This window comes from Paenibacillus sp. FSL H7-0735, from assembly GCF_038008505.1.
Lineage (GTDB): Bacteria > Bacillota > Bacilli > Paenibacillales > Paenibacillaceae > Paenibacillus_AQ > Paenibacillus_AQ odorifer.
Map to the genome: position 1 here is coordinate 3393734 of NZ_JBBOZH010000001.1, position 15847 is coordinate 3409580.

Consider the following 15847-nt stretch of genomic DNA (forward strand, 5'->3'; position numbering starts at 1 on the left):
ATGCGCGTTTGTTCTATATCGATGTCTGTTTTTTAGCGAATGATATGTTATAATTAGAAGAGTGGGAAAAAGAAATGTATTCCAGATGATCTGTCTATGTGATGATTTTATACACAATTACGGATGGATGAGATTAGGAGGGGGATAAACGATTGTCCGTTACAATTATTACACTAGTCGTATTAGCAGTATTTATAGGTGCCTTGATGAGAACCATGTTTGGTTTTGGTGAAGCGATTGTGAGCATGCCACTGCTTGCACTGCTCCCGATTCCTATACATACCTCAGTTTCTTTGATTGGATTGGCAGGCCTCACGGTTGCCTCACTTACAGTTGTGAGTGGGTGGCGGCATATAGAACGACCTATTCTGATTCGATTAGCACTCTCAACTGTGATAGGAATTCCTGTAGGACTAGTCATGCTTTATTTAGCACCTGCAAGTGTAATTATGACTGGACTTGGTATATTTTTGATTGTTTATGGAGTTTATTCAGTGATTAAGAAGAGAATAGTTAAGACGATCGATCATCCCTTGCTTAAGGCAAAAGGCTGGGTGTATCCCTTCGGATTCGCTTCGGGTGTACTTGGCGGTGCTTATAACTTTAATGGTGTCCCGGTCGTGATCTATGGTACTTTACGACAGTGGAATCCTGATCGCTTTCGGGGTACGTTGCAAGCTCATTTTCTTATTTCTGGTGTACTCGTTGTAACTGGTCATGCTATCGGGGGATTGTGGACTGCGGATGCTCTTGTTCTTTATGGATATTCTATTCCAGCAATTATCTTAGCTACAGTGCTTGGTGTATATGTGAATAAACGTATTCCTGCTAAGAAATTTGAGAGTTACTTATTTCTGATTATCATTTTACTTGGTGTCCTATTGCTAGTACCTCGCGGATAGTTGAAAAGAAATAGAAAGACGTTCTTCTCCTTAGTGTATATGAACGTCTTTTAAATTTATCCAATCTTAGGGTTGACGAAGAGCCTTGTTCATGAGAAAATGTACGCGCGTACATTAAATGAATGCGTTTTCGAATAGTGTATTGAACGAGGCTAAATGTCACTGTTCATAACCTATGAGAAGGAGGAATTTATATCGCCAGCCGTAAAGAGGTTGCCGAGCTTGCAGGTGTGTCAGAAGCCACAGTATCTCGCGTGTTAAATAACGTTGGTCCGATTAAGGAAGAAACGAAGGAACGTGTGTTGGCAGCTGCTCTGAAGCTAGGCTATACCCCTAGTTCACTCGCTCAGAGCTTTGCACGTAGACGGAGCGGGAACTTGGGTGTAGTGATGCCTTATTTGCCGAAAGCCCGCTTGTTCTCCACTTATTATTTTTCGGAAATATTAAGTGGAATAGGGAGCAAGGCGCGAGAAGAGGGTTATGATCTGTTAATGCTGTTTCGGAATGCCGAAGAGCCAATGGATTATAGCGGGTTGTTTAAGATGCGGAAGATCGATGCTTGCATTGTGCTTGGCGCTAAAGAAGAGCCAGGTGAGCTAGCCTCACTCCGCCGTTTGAAGGAAGAAAACCATCCTTTTTGTCTGATTAATCAGCATTTTGCAGGGGAAGCTTTTCACGAGGTGGATGCCGATCATGTCGAAGGAAGCTGGCAAGCGGCTAAACACTTACTGGAACAAGGTTTTACGAGGATTGCTTTTCTAAATGGGCCTGAATCTTATTCCAACAGCCGAGATCGTCTAACGGGGTATGCCCGCGCTTTGGCAGAGGTGAATCTTTCTGTAGATTCTTCACTTTTGTTCGAAGGTAACTTCAGCCGGAAAAGCGGGATTATAGCTGCCCAAGAAATGTTGCCTCTGCTGGATGAGATTGATGCGATTATGGTCGCCAATGATCGGATGGCCATTGGTTTGCAGCAAGGGCTGCAGGAGCTAGGAATACCAAGGGATCGCCTGCCAGCTATTGTGGGTTATGATGATTCGGAAGCTGCGGAGCTTACCACACCTGCATTAAGCAGTGTGCGGGTTCCCTTTTACGAACTAGGTGAACTTGCCGCAGCCCAAATCATTGAATTGCTGGGGAACAATCTGGCAGATATACCCGCACCAGCCGTACAGATCAAATTACCGACAGAACTAGTTATACGAGCTTCATCTAAATCTATCAACACTTAGGAGGAATAAGATGAAACAGCTTCGCATTGGAATGATCGGTTATAAATTTATGGGTAAAGCCCACAGTAATGCTTATCGCAGTTTGCCTATGTTTTTCCCGAAGGCGCTTAAACCGGAAATGTCTGTAATCTGTGGACGTAATAGTGAAGCGCTTGAAGAAGCTGCATCGCAGTTAGGCTGGGCGGATTGTGTTACGGATTGGAAGGATCTGATCGCTCGAGAGGATATTGATCTTATAGATATTAATGCTCCCAGCAACGCGCACAAGGAGATAGCTTTGGCAGCAGCCAAAGCAGGTAAACATATTTTTTGTGAAAAACCACTTGCGCTGACCTTGGCAGATTCCCGTGAAATGCTGCAAGCTGCTGAAGACGCGGGAGTTACACATATGGTTGGTTTTAATTATCGCTTTTCTCCGGCAGTTCGACTGGCTAAGAAGCTCATAGAGAGTGGGCGTCTGGGAAAGATTTATCATTTTCGGGCTTGGTTTCTACAAGATTGGATAATAGATCCGGATTTCCCTTTAGTATGGAGACTGCAGAAGGATATCGCCGGTTCAGGTTCGCATGGAGATTTGGGGGCGCATCTTATAGATTTGGCTCATTTCTTAGTAGGCGATATGAAGGAAGTAATCGGCATGAGCGAGACCTTCATAAAAGAGCGTCCGCTTGCCGCTGAAATGACTGGTTTAAGCGCTAAAGGAGATAAAGATGCACCCAAGGGTAAGGTTACCGTTGACGATGCCACCTTGTTTTTAGCCCGTTTTGATAATGGTGCCCTGGGCAGCTTTGAAGCTACAAGATTCGCAGCGGGTCATCGCTCTACCAATTCTTTTGAGATCAATGGGAGTCTTGGTAGTGTGAAATTCGACTTCGAACGTATGAATGAATTAGAAGTTTATTTGACCTCGGATGCCGAGGATGTACAAGGTTTTCGTCGTGTGCTGGCGACCGATCCTGCTCATGAGTATGCAGAGGCTTGGTGGCCGCCTGGTCATACGATTGGTTTTGAACATACGTTTATTCACGAAATGCTGGAGCTTTCTAACGCAATTGAAGAAGGTCGTCAGCCAGAACCAAATTTCAATGATGGAGTGAAATGCCAAGCGGTGTTAGAGGCTGTAGAACGTTCTATTGATGAACGCCGTTGGGTCGATTTATCCGAAATGTAATCTAACCTTAGAAGGAGTGCTGAAAATGAGAAAAGCATTGATTGTTTGGGGCGGTTGGGATGGTCATGAGCCTGAGCAGGTAGCTGATATAATCGCTAAAATGTTGCAAGAGGAACAGTTTGAAGTTGAAGTATCAAATACTCTGGAGGCTTTTGCTGATGCAGATAAGCTTCTTGGACTAGATTTGATCGTGCCGGTATGGACAATGGGCACAATCGAGCAGGAACTTGTGAATAATGTCTCCGCAGCTGTACAACATGGAACAGGTCTTGCCGGTTGCCATGGCGGGATGTGTGATTCTTTTCGTAATAATGTAGATTGGCAGTTTATGACGGGTGGACAATGGGTAGCTCATCCTGGTAATGACGGCGTTAACTATACCGTAGAGATTTGTCAAAGCTCAAGTCCTCTGGTAGAAGGATTAGAAGATTTCAGCATTTGCTCAGAGCAATATTATCTGCATGTAGATCCAGCTGTTGAAGTTCTTGCTACGACTCGTTTTCCAGTAGTTGAAGGGCCTCATTCGTATAATAAGGCTGTTGATATGCCAGTAGCTTGGACAAAACGTTGGGGCTTGGGCAGAGTTTATTATAATTCACTCGGGCATCATGCGGACATTGTAGATCAGCCGCAAGTGCGTGAAATGATGCGCAGAGGATTAATATGGGCAGCTGAAGGTAAAGCGCAAGCATTATCCAATGTTTCGGGGGTTAGTAATAGCTATAGTGGAATGGCAGACAGTCAATAAATTCTGGGAGCGATCAGCGAATGGATAAAGTCAAAGTTGGTATTATTGGATGCGGTAAAATCAGTAGTATCTATATGGAGAACTGTCAAAAGTTCGAGATCCTTGATCTAGTTGCATGTGCGGATTTAGATTTGGTGAGAGCACACGAACAAGCGGATAAATACAATATTCCAAACGTCTATACCACAGAACAATTACTGAATGATCCAGAGATAGAAATCGTAATCAACTTAACGATACCAGCTGTTCATGCGGAAGTATGCCTGAAAGCTATTGAAGCGGGTAAACATGTATACGTTGAGAAACCTCTAGCTGTGACGAGAGAAGAAGGACGCAAAGTTCTGACTGCGGCGCGGGAAAAGGGAGTACTTGTGGGCAGTGCACCGGAGACGTTCTTTGGAGCGGGAATTCAAACGGTTTTGAAGCTGATAGATGAAGGAGTAATTGGCGAACCTGTTGCAGCTACTTCGTTTATGCTGGGCCGTGGACATGAGCATTGGCATCCAGATCCGGAATTTTATTATGCCGCTGGTGGAGGTCCAATGTTCGATATGGGTCCTTACTATTTGACGGCTTTGGTGCAGCTGCTAGGTCCTATTCATACGGTTAGCGGAATGACTGGGAAAGCGCTGGAAGAACGTACGATTACAAGCGAGAAGAAATTTGGGAAAAAAATTCCTGTTCAAATTCCAACTCACGTAGCCGGAACCTTACGATTTGAAAATGGTGCCATTGCAACGTTGATTACAAGCTTTGATATCTTTGGCGGGAGCAACCTGCCGCATATAGAAATCTACGGAACGCTAGGAACGATTCAAGTTCCAGACCCGAATAACTTTGGGGGTCCCGTGAAACTCCGGCTTATGGGTGAGAATGAGTGGACGGAACAGCTGTTGTTGTCAGGGTATGATCAGAATACCCGCGGGATTGGACCAGCAGATATGGCTTACGCCATTCGAACGGGTAGAGGGCATCGTGCCAGTGGAGAACTGGCTTATCACGTATTAGAAGCAATGTGGGCTTTCCATGATTCTTCTGATGCTCATTCATTCTACGAAATGGAAAGCACCTGCACTCGTCCTGCGGCACTTCCAATCGGTCTTGCTCCTTACACTTTGGATTAGAGAATTCTTCCTGAATCTGCAACCTATCACTTCCGGTCTTCGTTTGAGAAGATGAAGAGTGGAGGTGTTAATAGGATGCGTAAGATAATTATTGGTTGGATATGGATTCCCGTTGTTATTTTGTTAATCAGTGGCTGTTCAGAGGCTCAACAAGCGAATAAGGAGCCGGTTCCTACTCCTGTAATTAGTTCAGAACCACAAATTCTAGCTTCTAAGAACCCTGCAATGGATGATCCAGGCGAGGTTAAGACTTTCTTATCTGCTCAGAAGATTCCTAACGGAGATATTTATCTGCAAGATAACAAGGTTCATATTAATATTGTAGGTTTGAACTCGGAGATTGAGCAGAGCTTTGCTCAGGCTTTCACTGCAGGTACTTATGAGCTTCATGATGTGAAATATACAATGCAAGAGTTATTAGCTGCTCAAGAATTGTTGCATGAACAAGAACTCTACCAGAAGCTGAATCTCTACGGCTCTGGTGTAGATACGATTGGTAATAAAGTAACTATTACCATTCCGTCTGATGATGCGGAAGCAGCCAAGCTTGAAATTGAAAAGTGGATCGATCCAGAAATGTTGACCTATGATATTTCAGAAATAGGTGATCCACATGTAGTGGGTACAATCGTTGAGATCGACACTAAACAGGCGAAGCGGATTCTAATCCTTGAACCTGGAAACGAAGATCCATCTTACTGGTTCACATTCAATGCGAAATCTGAAATGTTTAATGACGCTGGAGAGTCCATCAGCTTTAAGGATTTGCAGGTTGGACAGCAGGTTAAGTTATGGAATACAGGGATGGTGCTGGAATCTTTTCCCGCGCTTGCGAGTGTGCGGAGAATGGAGCTAGCAGTTACTGAATAATCTAATAGACCCGTCAACAGGTAGCAAGTGCTCCACGCATTTGAACAGTAGATGGAAAGTGAGGGTGCTCTAACCCTCACTTTTTCTTAATTAGGAATAGTATACTTTTTCTACTTTGTATAATGTATGCTCGATTGTTGGACAGAGATTGGCATCTACTTTGTAATATTTAACTCGAAAATATAAACTTTTCAAAAAATTCTTTATATTATTTTTTTGTTTAAAGGCAGGAAGAAATTCTGGAGTTTTCTCCACATCACCAAAACTTCGAATCCATTGCTCTACATAAGTCTGACTAAGCATTTTTCTATCTAAAACACTCATTAAGGATCTTACCATTCGCTCATCTTCCCCATCGGAGTATATTCGATCTGTTATGGTCATCTTTTCGTAAACCAAATCGAGGATAGTTATAAGGTCATTTTTATCCAGTTCGGAACATTGAGCCAATTCATCTAAAGTATCTGCTGCATGGGCTAGGGCATGAGCCCAGCCTTTTTCTTCGTCATACCCCCGGTAATCGCGCTCATTTTGCACACTGCAAAATACCTTCTCCTTTATCTGATGAATTTGCTCTCTTGAGAGAAATGGTGATTCTTTATGCCTCATGAAGAGGAGTGGGATGACTAGCATAGAGAAAGATCTGGTATAGACAGAGTCTGTATTGGTTTCACCAAGCTTAAAATGCAAATGGTTTTTATCCAAGATAACGGGTATAAGTTGCTCCAATTCGTTTGTAGTTAGAGCATTACCTGGGATCCAATTTGATAAGGTTGTATAAATTAGCTCATCCCGTAGTTGGGCATCTAAAGAACCAATGTTATTTATCATTTCTTGTACCAACTGGAAGGTATCGGGAGGTGCTAGGTAATCATTTTCTTTTATGCATATCAGCGTTTCTTTTAAATTCATTTTACATGCTCCTATTTTCCAGTGTGAATTATTTTCTAATACCGGATGGTGTAGTTCCTTTATATTGCTTAAACAGCTTGGTAAAATAATTAGGATTGTCGCAGCCCACTCGTCCAGCAATCTCCGTTACAGTAAAATCTGTCTCCAGCAGCAGTCGTTCTGCTTCATTTACGCGGCAAAGATTAACATAATCGATGAAGGTTCGGCCGGTGAGCTTCTTAAAGGTTTTGCAGAAATGGTATGGATTTAGATTAACGGATCTCGCGGCGCTTTCAATAGTCATTTTCTCATCAAAGTGGTTCTCCATGTACTCCAGCAGTGGCTTAAAACGCTCACGATTGAAGGAATGACGTTCATTTGTTCTGCCAGAAACCCGCTCAGGCAAAAAGGTACGGGAGAGCAATACAAAAAGCAGATGAAGTTGATTTTTGATGATTAGCTGAAATGCAGGACCTTTCTGATGCACTTCATCCACGATAGTGTCTAGAAGAGAGTAATAAGTAGAACAGGTTGGAACTAGTGCTGCTGGTTTAACTGGTAGCTGATATCGATTTTCCAAATAGGGAGCTACGAACTGCTCATGTTGAGGATCTTGCTTCCAATCTTTAAATAAAGAACTATGAAATACGACGGATATAAATCGGACATGATCATCCCGCAGACTATATCCAACGTGCAAACCTCCAGAAGGAACAAACAAAACCTCTCCGGGATGCAGTTCGTAGGGCTTGCTGTCAATGTGGAAAATGGCGTTGCCTGCTTGCATGATAATGATTTCGAAATGCTCATGCCAGTGTAGAAAAAGGATGTTCTGGCCGATTTTCGCATGTCTGCATTCATTAAAAAACAATCGAAACGGATAGGTGCTTCCTTCTAATTGAGGGTATTCTTTAAGATCATTAGGATAGCTCAATATTTATTCAACTCCCACAATATACGACTATATAAACACAATATAATAAGAGTTTTAAGCTTAAATGCAGTATATACTCGGGTTATAGAACTTACTATAAACCAATATTGGAGTGGTACACAAGATGAAGGATACAATGCGTATAGGCACATTAGTTGGTGGCGGAGATGCTGTTAGAGTGATTCCGCAAATCGTAGGTCATGGCTTCGAATCTTTTAGCTTAACCTTCTGGCAGACTACAGGTGAAACAGATCTTGTGGAAACTGGTAAGCGTGTGCAAGAACTTGCGGCAAAACATGATTTTGTGATTTCATCGGTTGGCATCTTTGGCAATCCTTTGACGAATACTGGTGACAATTCCGATGCATTAGCGAGCTGGGAACGGCTTATTGATCATGCTCATGTATTTGGTACTGATATGGTATCAGGGTTCACGGGACGACTACCAGGAGTGTCCATTGATGAATCGATTCCGAAGTTTACCGAGGTATTTGGTGAGCTGACAAAAAGAGCAGCAGATCGCGGGGTACGAATTGCCTTCGAGAACTGTTCCATGGATGGCAATTGGACTTCAGGGGACTGGAATATCGCTCATCATCCAATAGCCTGGGAAAAGATGTTTAACGCTGTACCTGCTGACAATATGGGACTTGAATGGGAGCCCTGCCATCAGATGGTGCAACTGATTGATCCGATTCCACAGCTGCGCAAATGGACAGATAAGATCTTCCATGTACACGGCAAGGATGCCACCATCGCTTGGGATATTGTAAAAGAATATGGAATCCACGGCCCAAAACCTTATGTATGGCACCGTACTCCGGGTTTTGGTGATACGAACTGGACGGATGTTATTTCCATTTTGCGTCAGGCTGGTTATAAAGGTACCATTGATATTGAAGGTTGGCATGATCCTGTCTATCGGGATGAGCTGGAAATGATGGGTCAAGTACATGCCTTGAATTATTTAAAACAATGCCGCGGGGGCAGCTTTGTGCCTAATCCGCTTTAATAAGTCAGGGGGAGAAATATGACAGCACAGTACCGTGTAGCGGTTGCAGGTTGCGGAGGAATGGCTAACGCATGGATTGAATACGCTTTATTGCGTCCAGATACTAAGATCGTTGCTCTAGTAGATATAAGGTTGGAGTCGGCTGAGGCGATGGCTGCGAAGCATGGGATTTCATGTCTGACGTTTACGGATATTAAGCAGGCAATTCAGGAGACCGCAGCAAATCTCGTCTTTGACGTTACCGTTCCCGGAAGTCATTTCAATATTTCTAGTACTGCATTGGAACTTGGGTGTAATGTGTTTAGTGAGAAACCGTTAGCTGAGACTATGGAGGAATGTAATAAGATTGTTGAGATCTCGGAACGGACTGGAAATGCTCATGCTGTGATGCAGAACCGCCGTTATGATCCTCGAATTCGTTCTTTAAGAAAAATCATAGAATCAGGAACCATAGGAAGAACAGGATTTATCGGTGCAAGCTTTTTCCTTGGGGCTCATTTCGGGGGATTCCGTGATGTTATGAAAAGTCCGCTGCTGTTGGATATGGCAATTCATACCTTCGACCAGGCCCGGTTTATTAGTGGCGCGAACCCTGTGTCCGTATACTGTCAGGAGTTTAATCCTCCCGGTTCATGGTATGAGGGGAATGCGTCGGCAGTGTGCATTTTCGAGATGTCCGACGGTTCAATATTTACCTATCAGGGATCTTGGTGTGCAGAAGGTGCATCCACGTCATGGGAAGCTTCTTGGCGGGTTAACGGGGAGAAAGGAACAGCAATCTGGGATGGTCATGAGCTGCCATATGCTGAGGTAGTTACTGCAGGAGATCAGAGCGATAAGTTCATTCGTGACGTAAAGCGTATAAATGGAGATAATGTTGAGATGAATAAAACATTCCATCACGGGTGTTTGGATGAGATGTTCTTGTCATTGGCAGAGCAACGTCCTGCAGAGACGAATTGTAGAGATAATCGGTATAGTATGGCAATGGTGTTCGGAGCGCTGGAAAGTGCTGAATCTGGCCGGAAAATCGATCTAGTGGAGTTCTGAGATTGACTTCTGTTACTACAATCGCCAGCAAGGAGATCAAAATGGATATTAGAGCTTACCGAGAATCGGATATTAGTCAAATTGTCTCATTGTTCTACGAAACAGTTCATTCCGTAAACAAACAAGACTATTCACAGGAACAGCTAGATGCTTGGGCACCTAAAGAGGAAGAGGTACTTAAGCATAATACTTGGAGAGCTTCTTTGCGTCAAAATATCACTTATGTAGCCGAAATTGATAATATTATTGTGGGCTTTTCTGATATGACAGCAGAGGGACATTTGGATCGATTATATGTTCACAAAGATTACCAAGGACTAGGTATAGCCTCTGCATTGGTGAGTAAGCTTGAATTGAAAGCGAAAGAACTGGGTCTTTATGAAATGGATGCCGAAGCAAGCATCACTGCTAAACCTTTTTTTGAACGACGGGGATACCAGCTTATTGCGAAACAAAGTGTAGAACGAAAAGGTGTTCTGTTGGTCAATTATAGGATGAGTAAAAAAATAATGTAATTCAAAAAAGCAGGTTGCTCATTAGAGCAGTCTGCTTTTTGTGATAAGAAGGATATTCAAATTCACCCATCAATCAAGTTCATTAATGCTACAGTATCAAATCGATCCCCTTGCACTAACCATTTACCGTCCACATCAAAGAGAGTCAATATACCTTCCAAAGGCACACGTTTACTTTCTTTGTCATCCTTATCCAATAAGACAAGATCCACCGTATATTTTAACTCGATAATATCTTTTTTTTGTTCGGAAAGGTTAAATTTTAGGTTTTCCGGTTTTAAAGAAAGCTTTTGTTTATCAGCGATTTTAATTGGGATAGTTGTAATTCGGCTCGCTATAGCCTTTTCAGTAAAGTATTCTGTAAAATACGGTTTCATCTCTTCATTTCGCGCAAGAATGGATTCATCAGACATTAAATCCTCAGAAGCCTTGACGGTATATTCTACATTTTTATATTTCTCTGCGGCTTTAGTGGCATCATCTACCTCTGAACTACATCCGATAATTAACGCAAGAGATAATAATATCATACTCAATATCAACGGTGATTTACGCATTAGTACACCCCCAATGTATTTGATCTTGCATTATTATACTTATATTACCATGTTGTGGTTTCATAATTTCAAGAAGAAAATGATTCAACTCCCTAAATATGGTATGGTGTAAATATGATCGTAAATTTGCGGTGATTAAACTAAAAAGTAGAATCGAAAGGATTATTAAAATGAACACATCCTTAAAATTCACACACGGGAATAAAGTAGGACTGATTGCTTGTTCAGATGGTGTGAGAGTAGAGAACTTACCTAAAGTAGAGGAATTAAAAAAAGTTTTGCATTCATTTGGACTCCATGTAGAGGTGGCTAATACTTTGTTTAGAAAAGATGGTTATTCCAGTGGAAATCCAAAGGAAAGGGCAGCGGAGCTGAATCAACTATTTAAAAATACTGAAATTAGCGCAATATTCGATATTTCAGGTGGGGATTCTGCCAACCAAATCTTAGAGTACATAGACTACGAAAGTATCCGTATGAACCCCAAACCCTTTTTTGGAATGAGTGATTTGTCAGTTATTTTGAACGCTTTATTTACGCAAAATAATTCGAAATCCTATCATTATCAGTTGATGAATTTAGTGTCTTCTGATGGGGCAGAGCAGCAGAGGGCTTTTTATCGAACATTCTTCGAGGGGCAAAACGATCTTTACGATTTCCGGTATCATTGGGTCCGTGGTAACCAGATGAGCGGGATAGTAATCGGAGGGAATATTCGCTGCTTTTTGAAGCTGGCAGGGACAAGCTATTTTCCGGATCCTTCGGACAAAATATTATTGTTGGAGAGTTTAAGTGGCAGAGCTAACAAAATAGTCTCCTTTTTTGCTCAGCTCCAGCAATTGAAATATTTTGATGCTTGTGCTGGATTGATTCTAGGGTCATTTTCGAAACTAGAGAACTTTAATGAATTTCCGATAGTAGAAGAGTATGTGAAGGAAATTAGCCATTCCACCTCCACTCCTATCATAAAGACAGCTGAGATTGGGCATGGCAGTAACAGTAAGTGTATTGTTGTGGGCGATAAAATCACTTTGTAAAAAAGGTGGAGTGTGCGATGGGCAAAATTCTTTGCTTCATATCTGATGATTTTGCGGATTTTGAGATTACCTTGGCACTACATAATATTAGAAATGTTGGAAAAAAAGAAGTGTTATCCGTAGGATACAGTTATGAATCTGTAGTTAGCGAATCTGGTCTGACTTATCAACCTAATTTGGTCCTCAAAGAAGCAGTTAAGCTTAATGATATTGAAGGGCTAATTATTCCCGGAGGTCCGATTGTAAATCAAAAACAGGATTTAACTGATCTGATAAACCATCTTGATCGAGAAGAGAAGATGCTGGCAGCCATATGTCATGGACCACAGTATTTAGGACGAGCGGGCATTTTAGACCATTGTAAATTCACTACTTCGTGTTCAGTGGAAAGAATCAGTAAACTTAATGTAGAGGATCCATTTCCAAGAGACAATTATGTTGATAAGAGAGTAGTTAGAGATGAACATATCATTACTGCTAAAGGCCGTGCATTTGTTGATTTTTCATTTGAAATCTTTGATTATTTAGGGATTTATCAGGATCTAGATGAAGAAAAAGAACAATTGTTTAGGGATATTATGGATAAATAGCAGTGATAGATGATAAACAGGGAGAGTTGACGTGGAAACTAATTTAAACGAAAAGAAAAATGATTATAAACCATTAGGGATATCAGGACTTGGGGGATGGTTGATTCTTGTACAAATCGGTCTTTATGGGACGATTATCATTCAGTTGATGCAGCTTTTTCAGGATTCTTTTACAGCATTTGATGCCGATATCTGGACTGCTTTTACTTCTAAAGGTTCGGATTTCTATCATCCCTTGTGGGGATTTATAATTGTTTTTGAAACCACTTTCAATATAGCTATATTAGCGTTTAGTGTATATATTCTAATTAATTTCTACAGAAAAAAAGCATTTTTACCACGGTTATTGATTATTTTCTATATTGCAATCCCTGTAGTAGGAATCATTGATGTTGTACTTCTTTATCAAATTCCTCTTGCCAGAGAACTTGGAAATGGAGATTCACTCAAAAGGATCATTAGGTCAGCGTTTACTTGTGCAATTTGGACTGCATATTTATTGAAATCAGAGCGAGTACATAATACATTTGTAAAGTAATTTAATAAAGTGATTTAAAGGAGGGGTATGATGTCAACCGATTATCTATCAAAAGAAGAATTGAAAGATGCGATTCATATTGCCTATCAGTCTCTTGATCAAGAATTTGATGGCATTGAGAACTCCCAAAGAGACAATCGTATGGAAGGGGTTGATCGAACCCCAGCAGAAATCATTGCTTATCAATTGGGCTGGTTGAATCTTGTTATGAAATGGGATAAGGATGAAAAAGCAGGGTTAACCGTTATTACACCTTCACCGGATTATAAATGGAATCAACTTGGCGGATTATATCAATCGTTTTATCATACATATGCTGCCTACTCATTAGACGAGTTAAGATCTTTATTTCAAGAGACAGAACATCAGTGGCAGAACTGGATTGATTCTTTAAGTGATGAAGAACTTTTTACGCAAGGCGTGCGGAAATGGACAGGAAACAATCCAAGATGGCCTATGGTCAAATGGATTCATATTAATTCAGTAGCACCGTTTAAGACTTTTCGTTCTAAGATTCGCAAATGGAAAAAGCTTAATGTAACTAAGGAAGTATAAAAGGACGGATTATTTTTGAAGAAAATATCTATTATTGTAAGTACATTTATATTTTTGATTGCATTAAGCTCGATTATATTTGTCGTGGTAAACAACTCTGCAAAACCCATTAAAAGTCCTGAGAACATTGAACTAAAAGAGTTGGCGAATGGAAACAAAATACAAGTGGACTTCTCGAAGAAACCCACTGTATTCGTATTTTTCACCTCATGGTGTCCATATTGTAATGACGACGCTCCTAAGATTGTCTCATTGTATGAGAACTATAAAAATAGAGTGAACATATACGGAATCAATTTGCTTTATCAAGATGATCTTTCTGATGTAGAACAATACGTGGCGAATTACAACATTAAGTATCCCGTTCTCCTAGATGAAACAGGTGATCTCCATAAACAATTTGGTGAACAAGCTTTTCCTGCGTTGTTTTTTATAAACTCTGATGGCAAGGTTATGGATCAAATTATTGGCTCGACTGATTTTGACGCTATTGAAAGCTCGTTTAAGATTTTCATTAAAAACTATGATTAAGGAGGTTGAAATGAATACGACCCAGTTAGAGATTTTTGTAGCAAAAGATCAATCGGATGTGGATATATTTTGGGGACTCTTTAATAGTTACATAAATGAATTATCTCTCCATGTATCTATGGGCGATGATTTTGACCTGGGTTACTTTTATTCAGACGAGTATAGAGAGATCATTGAAGAGCTAAGAACAAGAGAAATAAATCCTTTGAATTTGTTTCTTATACATAAGGACGGTACTATGCTTGGATTTTTAATGTATGTTACTTATTTTAATGAGGGTGGAAAGTGTTTTTTAATGGAGTATTATATTGAACCTATGTATCGGAATTTAGGGTATGGTGAATTTGCCTATTCAATAGTCGAAAAACATGTTTATGCAGACGGTGCAAAGTATATCGAGTTAACCCCGACTAATGATGCAAATGAAAGGTTTTGGCGCAGTGTGGGATATATGAAATCATCGGATATGGATGAGGATCATAAATATATTTATCGGAAATCTCTTTGTATCTAAACCGTAAGGAGTTAATCCCTATGATCAAAAGAAGAAAGAAACTCATAATCATCTCTGCATTTCTTTCATTTTTACTTCTGATGCTGATTGTAGTCTATATGATAAATCCTCAACCTGTTAATGCAATGATGGTAGACTTTTCTAGTATGGAGAAGCAAGGTAAGCATATTTATGTAGAACCAGATATTTCAGAGGTCACAACAACGATACTTTTGAACGATTTCGAACAATCGAGGGAGAGAGTTTCTGGGTTCTTCGAAGATTTACAAGACAATCCAACCCTTCTTTTTGTTCAATCTCCACACGCTCTTGAGAAGTATGCTCAGAAGAATCGAACGGGCCAGACTTATTATACTTATTGGGGAAATTACATTGTTATTGGTCCAGACGGATTTAACGCGGATGTAATCGCCCATGAATTGATGCATAGTGAGTTAAGAAAGAGGTTGAAGAATAAGGATGAGGTTCCTGTGTGGTTTGATGAAGGTTTGGCTACCTTAGTTGACTATAGATATAACAGCGATAAGTTTATAAGTTTTGACAAGATAAATGAGCTAAGTAGTAGAGATGTCTTTTATGAACCCTCACATGTAAAAAAAAATTATGAGATCGCCCATTCAGAAATTAATAGATGGTTTGGAATCGTTGGAAAGTCAGGTTTAGTGGAGCTTATTGATGGATTAAATAATGGAAAAGAGTTCAAAACAATCTATAAATCAATCGAATCCCAAAGCTAGGAGGTTGAGATGAAGAAATTCATTATTGTAATTCTAGCTATAATTGCTTTATCGCCATTACATGCGGTCTCCGCGGATTGGGCCGGTTAGTTTGTTGTTTATTCAGGTGACATCTACGAAATATCAGACGATGAACTCATCCCCTCGGAAGAAATCGATAAGAAGATAGGGCATGTAACTAAATATTCCGATGAGGAAGGAACGTACAGGGGGAATTTCTCGAATATTTATCCTAAAGGTACGCCCTACTATTCAATTATCAATACCGATCCAAAAGATTTTATTGCTATTAAGACCCAAGAGGGTATCTTTGTAAAAGCTTATAATAAAGGCCATTAT

At 40.7% G+C, this 15847-nt stretch carries 19 protein-coding genes; 16 read left to right on the top strand and 3 right to left on the bottom strand.

The genetic code is table 11. The features are described from left to right. Positions 1–152: 152 nt before the first annotated feature. The 6 genes from NSS82_RS15440 to NSS82_RS15465 all read left to right on the top strand — a co-directional run bounded on the left by NSS82_RS15440 (position 153) and on the right by NSS82_RS15465 (position 6047). Positions 153–902 (top strand): sulfite exporter TauE/SafE family protein, encoded by a 750-nt coding sequence (locus NSS82_RS15440; RefSeq protein ID WP_076272474.1) that lies wholly within the window; start codon positions 153–155, stop codon positions 900–902. 188 nt (positions 903–1090) lie between these two features. Beyond that, positions 1091–2134, top strand: a complete 1044-nt coding sequence (locus tag NSS82_RS15445) for a LacI family DNA-binding transcriptional regulator (RefSeq protein WP_038570689.1) — start codon at positions 1091–1093, stop codon at positions 2132–2134. A gap of 10 nt (positions 2135–2144) precedes the next feature. Beyond that, the gene (locus NSS82_RS15450; RefSeq protein ID WP_038570692.1) at positions 2145–3305 is read left to right on the top strand and encodes a Gfo/Idh/MocA family protein; all 1161 of its coding nucleotides are present in this window, start codon (positions 2145–2147) and stop codon (positions 3303–3305) included. 25 nt (positions 3306–3330) lie between these two features. Further along, positions 3331–4053, top strand: coding sequence for a ThuA domain-containing protein (locus NSS82_RS15455; RefSeq protein ID WP_076272475.1), 723 nt, complete (start codon positions 3331–3333; stop codon positions 4051–4053). A gap of 20 nt (positions 4054–4073) precedes the next feature. Continuing rightward, a complete protein-coding gene (locus NSS82_RS15460) occupies positions 4074–5177 on the top strand; it encodes a Gfo/Idh/MocA family protein (RefSeq protein ID WP_076272476.1) in 1104 nt (367 codons plus the stop codon). A gap of 75 nt (positions 5178–5252) precedes the next feature. Next, a complete protein-coding gene (locus NSS82_RS15465; RefSeq protein ID WP_076272477.1) occupies positions 5253–6047 on the top strand; it encodes a hypothetical protein in 795 nt (264 codons plus the stop codon). Positions 6048–6137: 90 nt separating this feature from the next. Here the strand turns inward: NSS82_RS15465 and NSS82_RS15470 are convergent, their stop codons facing one another. After that, positions 6138–6959 carry a DUF2785 domain-containing protein gene (locus NSS82_RS15470; protein ID WP_076272478.1) on the bottom strand — a complete coding sequence of 274 codons (822 nt, stop codon included), beginning with the start codon at positions 6957–6959 and terminating at the stop codon, positions 6138–6140. Between the two features lie 28 nt (positions 6960–6987). Next, positions 6988–7872 (bottom strand): helix-turn-helix domain-containing protein, encoded by an 885-nt coding sequence (locus tag NSS82_RS15475; protein WP_076272479.1) that lies wholly within the window; start codon positions 7870–7872, stop codon positions 6988–6990. 124 nt (positions 7873–7996) lie between these two features. On the opposite strand from NSS82_RS15475, the gene NSS82_RS15480 reads away from it, so the two are divergent. Genes NSS82_RS15480 through NSS82_RS15490 form a run of 3 tightly spaced genes read left to right on the top strand, consistent with a single transcriptional unit; the run spans position 7997 to position 10449 of the window. Next, positions 7997–8884: a sugar phosphate isomerase/epimerase family protein gene (locus NSS82_RS15480; protein ID WP_038570709.1), complete on the top strand. Its 888-nt coding sequence runs from the start codon at positions 7997–7999 to the stop codon at positions 8882–8884. An 18-nt stretch (positions 8885–8902) separates the two neighbouring features. Then, entirely contained in the window at positions 8903–9934 is a 1032-nt protein-coding gene (locus tag NSS82_RS15485; RefSeq protein WP_036678288.1) for a Gfo/Idh/MocA family protein, read from the top strand. A 41-nt stretch (positions 9935–9975) separates the two neighbouring features. After that, complete coding sequence (locus NSS82_RS15490; protein ID WP_036678422.1) at positions 9976–10449, top strand: GNAT family N-acetyltransferase; 474 nt, start codon at positions 9976–9978, stop codon at positions 10447–10449. 62 nt (positions 10450–10511) lie between these two features. Here NSS82_RS15490 and NSS82_RS15495 read toward each other — a convergent pair whose 3' ends face one another. Next, the gene (locus NSS82_RS15495; protein WP_076105582.1) at positions 10512–11006 is read right to left on the bottom strand and encodes a hypothetical protein; all 495 of its coding nucleotides are present in this window, start codon (positions 11004–11006) and stop codon (positions 10512–10514) included. A 170-nt stretch (positions 11007–11176) separates the two neighbouring features. On the opposite strand from NSS82_RS15495, the gene NSS82_RS15500 reads away from it, so the two are divergent. Genes NSS82_RS15500 through NSS82_RS15530 form a run of 7 tightly spaced genes read left to right on the top strand, consistent with a single transcriptional unit; the run spans position 11177 to position 15508 of the window. Continuing rightward, positions 11177–12043, top strand: a complete 867-nt coding sequence (locus tag NSS82_RS15500; protein WP_076272607.1) for a S66 family peptidase — start codon at positions 11177–11179, stop codon at positions 12041–12043. A 17-nt stretch (positions 12044–12060) separates the two neighbouring features. After that, positions 12061–12633 carry a DJ-1/PfpI family protein gene (locus NSS82_RS15505; protein ID WP_076272480.1) on the top strand — a complete coding sequence of 191 codons (573 nt, stop codon included), beginning with the start codon at positions 12061–12063 and terminating at the stop codon, positions 12631–12633. A gap of 31 nt (positions 12634–12664) precedes the next feature. Continuing rightward, positions 12665–13171, top strand: a complete 507-nt coding sequence (locus NSS82_RS15510) for a DUF2569 domain-containing protein (protein ID WP_036678279.1) — start codon at positions 12665–12667, stop codon at positions 13169–13171. A 27-nt stretch (positions 13172–13198) separates the two neighbouring features. Then, a complete protein-coding gene (locus NSS82_RS15515) occupies positions 13199–13726 on the top strand; it encodes a ClbS/DfsB family four-helix bundle protein (RefSeq protein ID WP_076141689.1) in 528 nt (175 codons plus the stop codon). Positions 13727–13780: 54 nt separating this feature from the next. Beyond that, positions 13781–14257 (top strand): TlpA family protein disulfide reductase, encoded by a 477-nt coding sequence (locus NSS82_RS15520; protein WP_218641940.1) that lies wholly within the window; start codon positions 13781–13783, stop codon positions 14255–14257. Between the two features lie 10 nt (positions 14258–14267). Further along, positions 14268–14771: a GNAT family N-acetyltransferase gene (locus NSS82_RS15525; RefSeq protein WP_076272482.1), complete on the top strand. Its 504-nt coding sequence runs from the start codon at positions 14268–14270 to the stop codon at positions 14769–14771. Between the two features lie 20 nt (positions 14772–14791). Beyond that, entirely contained in the window at positions 14792–15508 is a 717-nt protein-coding gene (locus NSS82_RS15530) for a hypothetical protein (protein ID WP_076272483.1), read from the top strand. The last annotated feature ends 339 nt before the right edge of the window (positions 15509–15847 follow it).

What these genes read in the sequence shown, in the direction of transcription:
- NSS82_RS15515 (WP_076141689.1), top strand. Translation starts at nt 13,199, where the DNA reads ATGATGTCAACCGATTATCTATCAAAAGAAGAATTGAAAGATGCGATT.
- NSS82_RS15455 (WP_076272475.1), top strand. Translation starts at nt 3,331, where the DNA reads ATGAGAAAAGCATTGATTGTTTGGGGCGGTTGGGATGGTCATGAGCCT.
- NSS82_RS15530 (WP_076272483.1), top strand. Translation starts at nt 14,792, where the DNA reads ATGATCAAAAGAAGAAAGAAACTCATAATCATCTCTGCATTTCTTTCA.
- NSS82_RS15460 (WP_076272476.1), top strand. Translation starts at nt 4,074, where the DNA reads ATGGATAAAGTCAAAGTTGGTATTATTGGATGCGGTAAAATCAGTAGT.
- NSS82_RS15490 (WP_036678422.1), top strand. Translation starts at nt 9,976, where the DNA reads ATGGATATTAGAGCTTACCGAGAATCGGATATTAGTCAAATTGTCTCA.
- NSS82_RS15450 (WP_038570692.1), top strand. Translation starts at nt 2,145, where the DNA reads ATGAAACAGCTTCGCATTGGAATGATCGGTTATAAATTTATGGGTAAA.
- NSS82_RS15485 (WP_036678288.1), top strand. Translation starts at nt 8,903, where the DNA reads ATGACAGCACAGTACCGTGTAGCGGTTGCAGGTTGCGGAGGAATGGCT.
- NSS82_RS15465 (WP_076272477.1), top strand. Translation starts at nt 5,253, where the DNA reads ATGCGTAAGATAATTATTGGTTGGATATGGATTCCCGTTGTTATTTTG.
- NSS82_RS15525 (WP_076272482.1), top strand. Translation starts at nt 14,268, where the DNA reads ATGAATACGACCCAGTTAGAGATTTTTGTAGCAAAAGATCAATCGGAT.
- NSS82_RS15500 (WP_076272607.1), top strand. Translation starts at nt 11,177, where the DNA reads ATGAACACATCCTTAAAATTCACACACGGGAATAAAGTAGGACTGATT.
- NSS82_RS15495 (WP_076105582.1), bottom strand. Translation starts at nt 11,006, where the DNA reads ATGCGTAAATCACCGTTGATATTGAGTATGATATTATTATCTCTTGCG.
- NSS82_RS15470 (WP_076272478.1), bottom strand. Translation starts at nt 6,959, where the DNA reads ATGAATTTAAAAGAAACGCTGATATGCATAAAAGAAAATGATTACCTA.
- NSS82_RS15505 (WP_076272480.1), top strand. Translation starts at nt 12,061, where the DNA reads ATGGGCAAAATTCTTTGCTTCATATCTGATGATTTTGCGGATTTTGAG.
- NSS82_RS15480 (WP_038570709.1), top strand. Translation starts at nt 7,997, where the DNA reads ATGAAGGATACAATGCGTATAGGCACATTAGTTGGTGGCGGAGATGCT.